The following is a 12,135-nucleotide window of genomic DNA, read 5'->3' as shown; positions in this document are numbered from 1 at the left end:
TGCCCGGGCTGCGGCCCTGCAAAGGCCGGGCGTCCGGGCGGAGCGGGGGCGGGGTCTCTATCAGCTTCGGCGCGCGCTGGCAAGGGTGCGCGCCGGTCTGCAGGGCGTGAATGCCCCGAACGGCCGGGGTGATTGCGGCACGAGGGGGGCTGTCGGAAACGGTCTCCGCCGCGCCACGGTTCGGCGAAAACCGGTTTCGACTGTAACCCTTTGATCTTGGAACGGGCAGGCGAGCAGCGTATGGCTCCGCCGTTCGTTGCGTCTCCTTTGCATCAATCTGCGTTGTGTGCCGATGAGCGGAAAACTCCTTGCGATTGCCGGGCTTGACCGGCCCGTGCTTGCCCATGGTCTGAGACTGGCGCTTGCCGCCATTCTCGCCTTCTCCATCGCCGCCCTTTTCCATGTGGACAATGCCTTCTGGGCGGCCATGCCGGTGTTCGTCGTCAGTCAGCCCCAGCGGGGGCTGCTGCTGGAGCGGGCGGTGCTGCGCGTCCTCGGGTCGGTGGCGGGCGTGGCGGCGGGGCTCGGCATCATCCAGGTGTCGGGCAACCCCACCGGGATGCTGGCCCTGCTGGGCGTCTGGGTGGCGCTTTCGGCCTTTCTCGTCCACATGCTGCGGGGCGTGCACAGCTACGGGCCGCTGATGGCGGGCATCTCCGCGAGCGTTGTGGTGCTGCCCGCCCTGTTCCACCCGGAAGACGCGTTCGCCCTGGCGCTCGCGCGCGGGGAATGCCAGCTGATCGGCGTGCTGTGCGTGACGGCGGTGACCGCGTTCTTTACGGCGCCCAGCCAGCGCGAGGCCTTCTACAGCGAGGTGCGGGGCATTGCCGCCGAGGTGCTGAGGGTCGCCGGGATGATGCTGGACGGGCGGGAGACCGCCCGGGCCGAGCAGGCCCTGTTCCGCGCCATGGCGGGCGTGCAGCAGCGGGCGGCGCTCGTGACCGCCGCGTCGCCCGAGGGCTATCGCCGGTTGCATCATATCGAGGCGTTGCTGGTGCAGGCGCTGGGCGTGCTGGGCGCAGCCCGGCTGGCCGTGCAGATGGAGCCGGAGAAGGCGCGAGCCCTTGCAGCGCAGCTTGGTGCGCTGGCGGACGGGCTGGGGGAGCGGACAGATCCCGCCGAGTCCCTCGCGCGCCTTGAGGCCGGGCTTCCCGACCTGGCGGCGGACGTGCGGAAGCTCCTGCGCGCCGACGCAGTGTTCGACGCGGACCCGCGCGCGGCCGATGCGCGGCCGTTCGCCTGCAGGGCGGAGGCGTTCGCGCCGCACCGCGACGAGCGGCGGGCACTGCTCGCGGCCTGCCTGGCGGGTGCTGCCACCTTTGCCGCAGGTTGGGCGGGCTATCTCCTCGGCTGGAGCGAGGTGGTGCTGACGGCCCTTGGCATCTGCACCTTCTCGATGATCCTCGGCTCCATGCCCCGGCCAAGGCTCATGGCCCCGGTGATGCTGCGGGGCGTGCTGGCGGGGGTCGCGATGGCGCTCGTCTACCGCTTCCTCCTGCAACCCCATGTGGAGACGGTGCCGCAGCTCATCCTGTCGGTCATCCCGTTCGCGCTGGTGGGCTCGCTGGTGCGCGCCAGCCCCCGCCATGCGGGCTGGGGACTCGATCTCAACATGTGCTTCTGGCTTGGCAGTCAGGCGCGGCTTCCGGCCGTGACCGACACCGCCGTCATCCTCGGCGAGGGGGCGGCGCTGGCCGCCGCGATCCTCATCGTGGCGGGCGGCATCTGGCTGCTGCCCGAGCCCATGGGCCAGCGGGCCCGCAACGCGGCGGCGGCGATCCGCCGGGCCATTGCGCGCATCGCAGGAGGCGGCGGCACGGCGGATCTGGAGCGGACGCGCGCCCGCACCGCCCGGCATTTCCTGCGCCTCGCGCTGGAGGTGGAGCACGTGCTCGATCTGGCCGAGACGCGCGGCGGCAGCTTCTGCGCCGTGCTGGGATTGGGGCGGACTCTCGCCCGGATGCGCGGCCTGCTGGCCGAAGGCCCGCTTGCGGCGGTGGAGCGCGCGGCGCTCGAGGCGGCGCTCAAGGCGGTCGAGACCCTGTGCCTGTCGCCCGAACAGCTGGCGGATGCGCTGGCCGCGCTCACCCGCGGCCTGCCCGAGGGCGAGACGAAGCGCCTGCTTCGGGCAGCGGGGCGCTCCCTGGCGGACGGGCGCGCCCTGATCGGGATCGGGCTGCGCCACGCGGCCTGAGACGCGCAGGAACAGGGATAGGAACAGGGGCAGGGGCAGGGGCTGGCGCTGCCCGTTTCATAAGGAAAACGGGGCGGATAACCGCCCCGTTTTGCTGTTCGTCCTTACTTGTTGTCGCCCATCTTGAGCGCGGCGATGAAGGCCTCCTGCGGAATGTCCACCTTGCCGAAGGTGCGCATGCGCTTCTTGCCTTCCTTCTGCTTCTCCAGAAGCTTGCGCTTGCGGGTGATGTCGCCGCCGTAGCACTTGGCGGTCACGTCCTTGCGCAGGGCGGAGATGGTCTCGCGGGCGATGACCTTGCCGCCGATGGCCGCCTGGATCGGGATCTTGAACATGTGCCTCGGGATCAGCTCCTTCATCCGCTCGCACATGTGCCGCCCGCGCGCTTCCGCCTGGGAGCGGTGCACGATCATGGAGAGGGCGTCCACCGGCTCCTCGTTCACCAGCAGGTTCATCTTGACGAGGTCGCCCTCGCGGTGGCCGATCTGGTGATAGTCGAAGCTGGCGTAGCCGCGCGAGATGGACTTCAGGCGATCGTAGAAGTCGAACACCACCTCGTTGAGCGGCAGCTCGTAGACCACCATGGCACGGTTGGCGGCATAGGAGAGGTTCTTCTGGATGCCGCGCCGGTCCTGGCAGAGCTTCAGCACCGCGCCCAGGTATTCATCCGGCACGAAGATGGTGGCCTCGATCCACGGCTCCTCGATGTGGTCGATGCGCACCGCCTCCGGCATGTCGGCCGGGTTGTGCAGCTCGACCATCGAGCCGTCGGTGAGGTAGACGTGGTAGACCACCGACGGCGCGGTGGTGATGAGGTCGAGATCGAACTCGCGGGACAGGCGCTCCTGAATGATCTCCAGGTGCAGGAGGCCGAGGAAACCGCAGCGGAAGCCGAAGCCGAGCGCGGCGGAGGTCTCCATCTCGTAGGTGAAGCTGGCGTCGTTGAGGCGCAGCTTGGCCATGCTGTCGCGCAGCTTCTCGAAGTCGGCCGCGTCCACCGGGAACAGGCCGCAGAACACCACCGACTGCACCTCGCGGAAGCCGGGCAGGGGCGTTGCGTCCTTGGCGTGGCGGGTCTCGACCAGCGTGTCGCCCACGCGGGTCTGGGCCACTTCCTTGATCTGGGCGGTGATGAAGCCCACCTCGCCCGGGCCGAGATCGTTCAGATAGTCGATCTTCGGGCGGAACACGCCGATGCGCTCCACCGTGTGGTCGGTGCCGGCGGCCATCATGCGCAGGCTCATGCCCTTCTTCAGCACACCGTCCACCACGCGCACCAGCAGGATGACGCCCAGGTACGGGTCGTACCAGGAGTCCACCAGCATGGCCTTGAGCGGCTTGTTGGGGTCGCCCTTGGGGGCGGGGATGTGCTGGACAATGGCCTCCAGCACGTCGTCGATGCCGATGCCCGACTTGGCCGAGGTCAGCACGGCGTTGTCGGTCTCAAGGCCGATGACGTCCTCGATCTGGAGCTTCACCCGGTCCGGGTCGGCGGCGGGCAGGTCCACCTTGTTGATGACCGGCACGATGGTGTGGTCGTTCTCGATGGCCTGATAGACGTTGGCGAGTGTCTGCGCCTCGACGCCCTGGGAGGCGTCCACCACCAGCAGCGAGCCCTCGCAGGCCGCGAGCGAGCGGGAGACCTCGTAGGCGAAGTCCACGTGGCCCGGCGTGTCCATCAGATTGAGGACATAGGTGTTGCCGTCCTTCGCCTTGTACTCGAGGCGCACGGTCTGGGCCTTGATGGTGATGCCCCGCTCGCGCTCGATGTCCATGTTGTCGAGCACCTGCTCGACCATCTCCCGTTCGGAGAGGCCGCCGCAGCGCTGAATCAGCCGGTCGGCCAGGGTGGATTTCCCGTGGTCGATGTGGGCAATGATCGAAAAGTTGCGAATGAGAGAAGCATCGGTCGTCATGGAAGCGCCCATAGCATTGCTGGCGGCTTCCGCAAAGCCGTCGTTGCAAGAAGAACGCGGGAAGTTTGCCGGGGTGCGCCGGATGGGGCCGGCGCGGCTGGTCCGGGCATGGCATGGCGGTCGGTTGGTTGCATCAGGCAAGAATTGCCCGGTCGGCAAGAATTGCCCGGCAAAAACTGTCGGGCCGGGCGGGGTAGCGGGGCGTGGATTCCCGCGACGCGCGATGGGAGGGCCGCCCGGATCAACCGGCTCAGTGGTTAACATTGGTTAACCAAAAATCTGGCGCGATCATTGCTAGGAGAGAACTGCGGATAGAAATCCGTCCGGGCAAAAGGCCCGGTTGCGAACCTTTAGAAGAAGGGAGGCCAAAATGGCTTTTTCGATCAATACCAATGTGGGCGCGATGGTCGCGCTCCAGACCCTCAATTCCACCAACAAGAGCCTCGAGACGACCCAGAGCCGCATCAACACCGGCCTGAAGGTTGCCTCCACCAAGGACGACAGCGGCACCTACGCCATCGCCCAGAGCCTGCGCGCTGACGTTGGCGGCCTGAATGCCGTGCGCTCGTCGCTGGATCGCGCCCAGAGCACGCTGGATGTGGCGATCTCGGCGGCGGAGTCCATCTCCGACGTTCTGGTCCAGATGAAGGAAAAGGCGACGGCCGCTTCCGACGAAGGCATGGACCAGGCCAGCCGCGAGGCGCTCCAGGACGACTTCAACAAGCTGTCCGAGCAGCTGGCGTCCTACATCAACAGTGCCGAGTTCAACGGCACCAACATCCTGAAGGCGGGCGGCGCGGATCTGAAGGCGCTGCTGAACGCCGATGACTCGACCCAAACCATCAGCGTCGGCAACCTGCGGCTCAACGGGGCGGCGGATGACCCCGATGGCACTCCGGGCAATGGCGACGATGTCCCGGGAGGTGCGCTCTCTGAGTTCCTGAACGACACGACGACCGCCGATGCCAAGGTGACGGCCAAATCTGCGTCGTGGGCTGACGTCGATGAAGATAACGATGGCACGGTTGACACGACGGCTGCGGCCAAGGCCAGGGAGTCGGCCGATGCGGTGAACACCGCCATCGACCAGATGAAGTCGGTGCTCTCGACGCTGGGTTCTGCGTCGCGCCAGATCACGGCGCAGCAGGAGTTCACCACCAAGCTGACCGACACCATCGATGCCGGTATCGGCAACCTGGTGGACGCGGATCTGGCCAAGGAAAGCGCTCGCCTGCAGGCATTGCAGACCAAGCAGCAGCTGGGTCTCCAGGCGCTGGCGATCGCCAACCAGGCGCCGCAGACGATCCTCAGCCTGTTCCGCTAATCCGAACGGGTAACCGCGTAAAAGGGGCGGGGAGGCGAAAGCCTCTCCGCTCTTTTGTTTTGGCTCTTTTGTTTTGAATGCCTTGGGTTCGCGGCTGCATTTTGGATGTGGGCAAAAATTGCCTGGTGGGCAAAAATCACCCGGTAAAAACTGCCGTTTTTGAGCCGGATGGCGGCAACGCGGTAAAAAAATGCCGGTCCTGGCCGGAAAATTTAACCGAAAACAGCATCTTTCGATGGTTAATAATGATTGGCCCTGAAATTGGCGCGATCATTGCAAGGCATTGGCTGCGGATAGAAATCCGCTTGGGCAAAACGCCCGGATGCGAACCTTTAGAAGAAAGGAAGCCAAAATGGCTTTTTCGATCAATACCAACGTGGGCGCGATGGTCGCGCTCCAGACGCTGAATTCCACCAACAAGGCGCTTGAGACGACCCAGAGCCGTATCAACACCGGCCTGAAGGTTGCCTCCACCAAGGACGACAGCGGCACCTACGCCATTGCCCAGAGCCTGCGGGCTGACGTTGGCGGCCTGAATGCCGTGCGCACCTCGCTGGATCGCGCCCAGAGCACGCTGGACGTGGCGATCTCGGCGGCGGAGTCCATCTCCGACGTTCTGGTCCAGATGAAGGAAAAGGCGACCGCCGCTTCCGACGAGGGTATGGATCAGGCCAGCCGCGAGGCGCTCCAGGACGACTTCAACAAGCTGTCCGAGCAGCTGGCGTCCTACATCAACAGTGCAGAGTTCAACGGCACCAACATTCTGAAGTCGGGCGGCGCGGACCTGAAGGCGCTGCTGAACGCCGATGACTCGACCCAGACCATCAGCGTCGGGAACCTCAAGCTCAACGACGGCACGGATGGCGCCCTCAAGGAATTTGTCGGTGTCGATGTAAACGATGCCACCAAGGCGGCCGCGCTGGAGGCGAAGTGGATTGATACGGACGCGGCTGGTGATCCGGTGATCCCGCCGGCTGTTCCCGACAAGACGGCTGCGGAAAATGCCAGGGCGTCGGCCGATAAGGTGAACGCCGCCATCGACGAGATGAAGTCGGTGCTCTCGACGCTGGGTTCGGCGTCGCGCCAGATCTCGGCGCAGCAGGAGTTCACCACCAAGCTGACCGACACCATCGAGGCCGGCATCGGCAACCTGGTGGATGCGGATCTGGCCAAGGAAAGCGCGCGCCTGCAGGCGCTGCAGACCAAGCAGCAGCTGGGTCTCCAGGCGCTGGCGATCGCCAATCAGGCGCCGCAGACGATCCTCAGCCTGTTCCGTTAAGTCAGGCTGGGAACAGCGCAACGGGCGGGGAGTCCCGCATTCTTCCCGCCCCGCGCGCGGCATAGGAGCCGTTCCAGAACATCAAGGCGCAAAAGCCAGCAACAGGGACGGCGGATACACAAGGGTGGAAACAAATGGACAGGATCATGCTGACAGGGCACAGCGGTCCTGCGGCGGTCCAGAGCGGTGGCACCATCGCGGGAGTTTCCAGATCGGTCTCCGAGGTCCCGAACGTGCGTCGGTCTGTCCGGGCCATGGAGCCCGGCAGCGAACGCCAGGACGGGCTGAGCGCCGAGGAAATTCAACGCAGGGCTGTCGAGATGGTGCGCGCCGCGGTCGACGAGGCCGGCGCGGCGATCGATCAGGGCTCGCGACTGGTCATCCGAAAGGATGAGGAGACAGGACGCTTCATCTACGAATTCCGCAACCCCCACACCAACGAACTGGTGCGCCAGTTTCCCGCCGAGGAGGTGTTGAAGGCCCTGGCGAGCTTCCGCCAGGCCGCGACGGGCCAGATCATGGACCGGCAAGTTTAGCCTGCGAGCCCCCCGATGGGTTGATTTTGCCGGGTTGTTTTTGACCTTTGACTGAGAAGTACTGGCGGCGCAGATTTTCTGCGCCGCTTTTTTCATGTGTTATTTCAATGTCTTGGTTGTGATTTTTCCAAAGCGCTCCGTCTGGCACGGGCCTTGCTGATCTGAGGGCGGGCAAAACGCCCGACCTGGCCGAATGCCGGGCATAACCTTTCCAGAATGGAGAGCACTCATGTTGAACTTCTCAGTGAACACCAACGTCGGGGCATTTGTCGCCTTGCAGAACCTGTCGCAAACCAACCGGGCCCTTGAGGTCACGCAGAACCGGATCAATACCGGTCTGAAGGTTGCGTCGACGAAGGACGACAGCGCGACCTATGCCATTGCGCAGCAGTTGAGGGCAGATCTTGGTGGACTGAGTGCTGTCAAGGCATCGCTCGATCGCGCCCAGAGCACTCTGGATGTGGCGGTCTCGGCGGCGGAATCCATCTCCGACATTCTGAACCAGATGAAGGAGAAGGCCACCGCCGCTTCGGATGAGGGGCTTGATAACGCGAGCCGCGTGGCTCTGCAGGACGATTTCAATACGCTGATCGATCAGATCGACAGCTACCTGAAGTCCGCGTCTTTCAATGACTCCAACATTCTGATCGGGGGTCCCAACGGGGACAGCATCAAGGCGCTGCTGGACACCGATGCAACGGAAACGTTGAACGTGGCCAACCGCGACCTGACCGGTGCCAATGGCGCACTGAATGCGTTCATCGACCGTACCAACGCGACCGCTCCGCTGCAGAAGGTGGACTGGTCCGAGGACGGCGATGGCGTGGCTGGCGCCAAGACCTCCGCGCAGGACGTCAACGATGCGATCGAGGCCATGAAGAAAGAGCTGAGCGAACTGGGTTCCGCCTCCCGGCGGCTCACCGCCCAGCAGACCTTCGTGGCGAAGCTGAGTGATACCATCGAGGCTGGCATCGGCAACCTGGTGGATGCCGATCTGGCCAAGGAAAGCGCCCGGCTTCAGGCCCTGCAAACCAAGCAGCAGCTTGGCCTGCAGGCGCTGGCGATTGCCAATCAGGCTCCTCAGTCGATCTTGTCTCTGTTCCAGAACTAAGCGTCGCGAACGTTGGCGAGAAGTCATAACGGGCGAGGTGGCAACACCTCGCCCGTTCGCTTATCCGGGCGAGGGCAGTCTGGGGCGCAACGTGCGGGATCAAGCCGGGGCAGGAGAAATTTGCCGCGCCGGCAAAGAGGGGCCGATCTCCCCGGGGCATAAACTGCCGGGGGCGGGTTCCGTGGTCCGGTCTCTCTTGGTGAAACCATTTGTTTTCAATATCTTGCGTGATTGTTGCCGGTTGGCATGGGCCTTGCAATCTTCTTCCGTGAGAGTGGCCGGGCAGAATTGCCTGGTGCAAGGAGACCGAGAATGAGCCTGTCGATCAACACCAATCCCGCGGCGTTGCACGCCCTGCACAACCTCAACCGCACCACCAGCCAGCTGAACGAGACCCAGTTGCGGATCGATACCGGTCTGCAGGTGACCAGCGCCAAGGACAACGCGACGATCTTTGCGGTTGCCGAGAACCTGCGGGCGGACCGGAAAAGCCTGGAGATGGTGAAGAACTCCCTCGATCGCGCGGCATCGGTGCTCGATGTGACCCTCGCGGCGGCGGAGTCGGTGCAGGATCTTCTCATCCAGATGAAGGAGAAGGTGACCAAGGCGGCGGATGCCGGGTTGCCCGATGACGGCCGCGCGGCCCTGCAGAAGGACTTCGAGAGCCTGCGCGACCAGATTATCACCATCGTCCGCAACGCCAGCTTCAACGGCATCAACATGATCGACGGCTGGGCCGACGGGGCCGAGCGTCCGGCAACGCTGGCGGCGCTCATCAGCGTCGATGGCGCGCAGAAGATCGAGGTGCCGCGCCAGAACCTCCAGCTGCCGCAGGCGGCCAACGATCTGGTGCCGGGCCACCTGATCCGGCTGGGCCAGGACTCCACGTTCACATCGGCGGCGGAGGCGGAGGCGCTGATCGACGCGCTGAACACGTCCCTCGAGAACGTGAGCGGTGCGCTGGCGGTGCTGGGGGCGGGTTCCACCGCCATGGAGCAGCAGCGCACCTTCATCGAGAAGCTGGGCGATACGATGGATACGGGCATCGGCAGCCTGGTGGACGCCAACCTGGCGCGCGAATCCGCCCGCCTTCAGGCGTTGCAGGTGAAGCAGCAGCTGGGCACCCAGTCACTGTCCATCGCCAACCAGCAGCCGCACGCCATTCTCAGCCTCTTCGGCAACTGATCGAAGGGGTAAAGGATTCCTGAGCAGGGTGCAGGTGCATCCATGCTCCCAACCATCCACCACCCTTGTGGATCACCTCGGCCGGCCCGCTCGCCGGGCCGGCCACTCTTTCCCTTCCGCACGCCCGGACGGAAACCGGCTGCGCGGGACGCGGGGAGGGCGATTGCAGGGTGGGCTGCGCCGCGGCAAAACGTTAACCAAACGTTTGCCAACGGTCTTTACGATCCAGCCGCGGTGCAAAGGAGGACGGCAATACCATGGCGCTCAAGATTTCGCTGAAGCCAGGCGAAAAGTTCGTGGTCAATGGCGCTGTTCTGACCAACGGCGACCGGCGGTCCACCTTTGTCATCCAGAACAAGGTGTCCATCCTGCGCGAGCGGGACATCATGACCGAGGCCGAGGCCACGACTCCGGCAAAGCGGATCTACTTCGTGGTCATGCTCTCCTATCTCGATAGCGACCGCGCCAGGAACTACTACCAGTCGTTCGTCGAACGCATGAACGAGTTCATGGGGGCGATCGAGAATCCCGAGATCAAGCTGCTCTGCGTGCAGATCTCGATGGATATGATGAAGGGCGAATATTACCGCGCACTCACGGGTTGCCGGAAAATCGTTGATTACGAGGCCAAGGTTTTAGGGGTATTCCAGGACGATGTCGCTGCAAGCCTACCGTCGGATTCAGCAGGTTTCTGAGTCGCCACGGCAGACGGAATACCGTCTGTTCGCCCAGGTCACCGGCGCTCTCATCAGGGCTCACGAGACCAATGCCACAGGCAGCGCGTTGATGGACGCGCTCGACTGGAACCGGCGGTTGTGGTCGACCCTGTCTTCGGACTGCAGCTCGCCGAACAACCGGCTGCCGAGGGAGTTGCGGGCGCAGATCATCAGCCTCGGGCTGTGGGTCAACCGCTACACCTCCGAAGTGATGCGCAAGAAGGCCGACATCGACGCGCTGATCGATGTGAACAAGGCGATCATGGAAGGGCTCGCCATGCAGGCCGAAGCGGCCGCGCAGGCGGAGTATCAGCCGGTCTCCTCGCAGATCTAGCCGTTCTGGCCGATCGGGGCGAACGCGCCGGCGTCGCAGCGGCGGCGCACGGCGAGCCAGTCGGCAATCGCGGCCTGTTCCTGCGTGTCCAGCTCCAGAAACAGCCTGGTGCGCCGGTAGAGGAAGTCCTCCGCCCGGCGCACATCTTCGTGCGCGACGGCATGCATCAGCTCCGCGGCATAGACGCCGGGGGCAATCTGCTCCCGGGCGGTGCGGTCGCTTTCCCAGAGGCTGAAGATCGCCCTTACCTCCGCGCCGTAGGTCCCGGTCCAGCGCCGCCGTACCTTGCCCGGCACCGCCGTCGGCCCCTCCTGCCACAGCCGCTCCAGCGCCGGGCGCGGCAGCGCGCCGCCCGTGAGCGGGGCGGTGGCGGTCCAGTCCGGCCCGAGATCGGAGAACACCGGGCGCAGGTGGCGCATCACCGCCTCGGCAAGCGGGCGGTGGCTGGTCAGCTTGCCGCCAAGAACACTGAGGAACATGCCGGTGCCGTGGCGGATGGCCTCAAGCCGGTACTCGCGGCTGACGGCGCTGGGGTTGCTCGTGCCGTCATCGACCAGTGCGCGCACCCCTGACCATGACCAGATGATATCCCCGGCCTCCAGGGACTGGGCGAAGAAGCGGTTGTAGGCGGCCAGCAGATAGTCCCGCTCCGCTGGCGTGCAGACGGGCGTGTCCGGGGCGCCGGGGTGGTCCACGTCCGTTGTGCCGATGACGCGGTAGCGGCCGCCCAGCCAGGGCAGGACGAACACCACCCGGCGATCGTCGTTCAGAAGGGTGAAGGCATCCTGGCTGGCGCCTTCGGGCATGGGGACGACGATGTGGCTGCCCCGCACCAGCCGGATGCGCGGCGTTGCCGTCTCGTAGCCGGGAAGAAGGCGCAAAACCGGGTCGGCCCAGGGACCGGCGGCGTTCACGACGGCGCGGGCCGACACCACAAAGTCCCGGCCGTCCTCGTCGATGCAGGTGATGCGGTAGCCCTCCGCCACCGGCGTTATGGCCGCGACCTTGCAGTAGTTGCGGATGGTCGCGCCGCGCGCGCGGGCATCGAGCAGGGTGGAGAGGGTGAGGCGGGCATCGTCCACCTGACAGTCGCTGTAGTGGAGGATGGCGGTGAGCGCGTCGGTCCTGAGGCCGGTTGCGGCAAAGTCCGCCGGGTCGAGCCGCCCGGACGGGGGCATGACGGCGCTGCTGGCGAGCCGGTCGTAGAGCCACAGGCCCAGCCGTACCACCCAGCCGGGGCGGCGCTGCCGGCGGGTGACCGGCACGAGAAAGCGGATGGGCTCGACCAGATGGGGCGCAATGCGCAGCATGACATCGCGCTCGCGCAGGGACTCCCGCACCAGGCGGAACTCCCGCTGTTCCAGATAGCGCAGGCCGCCGTGGATCAGCTTGCTGGAGGCGGACGAGGTGGCGGAGGCGTAGTCTCCCTGCTCGGCAAGAAAGACGCTGAGGCCCCGGCCGACCGCATCGCGGGCGACTGCGGCTCCGTTGATGCCGCCGCCGACGATGAACAGGTCAATCAAGTCAGTCATGACCCGGG

The 12,135-nt window shown here is 65.3% G+C and carries 10 protein-coding genes; 8 read left to right on the top strand and 2 right to left on the bottom strand.

Features of this window, described 5'->3' with window-relative positions:
* Positions 1-292: 292 nt before the first annotated feature.
* Positions 293-2,194: an FUSC family protein gene (locus tag ACSJJU_RS00215; protein WP_435913082.1), complete on the top strand. Its 1,902-nt coding sequence runs from the start codon at positions 293-295 to the stop codon at positions 2,192-2,194.
* Positions 2,195-2,298: 104 nt separating this feature from the next.
* Here the strand turns inward: ACSJJU_RS00215 and lepA are convergent, their stop codons facing one another.
* Positions 2,299-4,110 (bottom strand): translation elongation factor 4, encoded by a 1,812-nt coding sequence (lepA, locus tag ACSJJU_RS00210; protein WP_435913080.1) that lies wholly within the window; start codon positions 4,108-4,110, stop codon positions 2,299-2,301.
* Between the two features lie 370 nt (positions 4,111-4,480).
* On the opposite strand from lepA, the gene ACSJJU_RS00205 reads away from it, so the two are divergent.
* The 7 genes from ACSJJU_RS00205 (at position 4,481) to flaF (ending at position 10,595) form a co-directional block, all read left to right on the top strand.
* Entirely contained in the window at positions 4,481-5,434 is a 954-nt protein-coding gene (locus ACSJJU_RS00205; RefSeq protein ID WP_435913078.1) for a flagellin, read from the top strand.
* A 352-nt stretch (positions 5,435-5,786) separates the two neighbouring features.
* Positions 5,787-6,713 carry a flagellin gene (locus ACSJJU_RS00200; protein WP_435913076.1) on the top strand — a complete coding sequence of 309 codons (927 nt, stop codon included), beginning with the start codon at positions 5,787-5,789 and terminating at the stop codon, positions 6,711-6,713.
* A 233-nt stretch (positions 6,714-6,946) separates the two neighbouring features.
* Positions 6,947-7,249 carry a flagellar protein FlaG gene (locus ACSJJU_RS00195; RefSeq protein WP_435913074.1) on the top strand — a complete coding sequence of 101 codons (303 nt, stop codon included), beginning with the start codon at positions 6,947-6,949 and terminating at the stop codon, positions 7,247-7,249.
* A 232-nt stretch (positions 7,250-7,481) separates the two neighbouring features.
* Entirely contained in the window at positions 7,482-8,360 is an 879-nt protein-coding gene (locus ACSJJU_RS00190) for a flagellin (RefSeq protein ID WP_435914346.1), read from the top strand.
* 312 nt (positions 8,361-8,672) lie between these two features.
* The gene (locus ACSJJU_RS00185; protein WP_435913072.1) at positions 8,673-9,545 is read left to right on the top strand and encodes a flagellin; all 873 of its coding nucleotides are present in this window, start codon (positions 8,673-8,675) and stop codon (positions 9,543-9,545) included.
* 257 nt (positions 9,546-9,802) lie between these two features.
* The gene (flbT, locus tag ACSJJU_RS00180; RefSeq protein WP_435913070.1) at positions 9,803-10,240 is read left to right on the top strand and encodes a flagellar biosynthesis repressor FlbT; all 438 of its coding nucleotides are present in this window, start codon (positions 9,803-9,805) and stop codon (positions 10,238-10,240) included.
* Complete coding sequence (gene flaF / locus ACSJJU_RS00175; protein WP_435913068.1) at positions 10,200-10,595, top strand: flagellar biosynthesis regulator FlaF; 396 nt, start codon at positions 10,200-10,202, stop codon at positions 10,593-10,595. The genes flbT and flaF overlap by 41 nt, the downstream gene beginning before the upstream one ends.
* On the opposite strand, the gene glpD is transcribed toward flaF, so the two are convergent.
* Positions 10,592-12,127: a glycerol-3-phosphate dehydrogenase gene (glpD, locus tag ACSJJU_RS00170; protein ID WP_435913066.1), complete on the bottom strand. Its 1,536-nt coding sequence runs from the start codon at positions 12,125-12,127 to the stop codon at positions 10,592-10,594. The genes flaF and glpD overlap by 4 nt on opposite strands.
* Positions 12,128-12,135 lie beyond the last annotated feature (8 nt).

This window comes from Pedomonas sp. V897 (assembly GCF_051304405.1).
In the GTDB taxonomy this organism is placed as follows: Bacteria; Pseudomonadota; Alphaproteobacteria; order Sphingomonadales; family Sphingomonadaceae; genus Pedomonas.
This window is presented reverse-complemented; position numbering and strand designations above follow the sequence as displayed.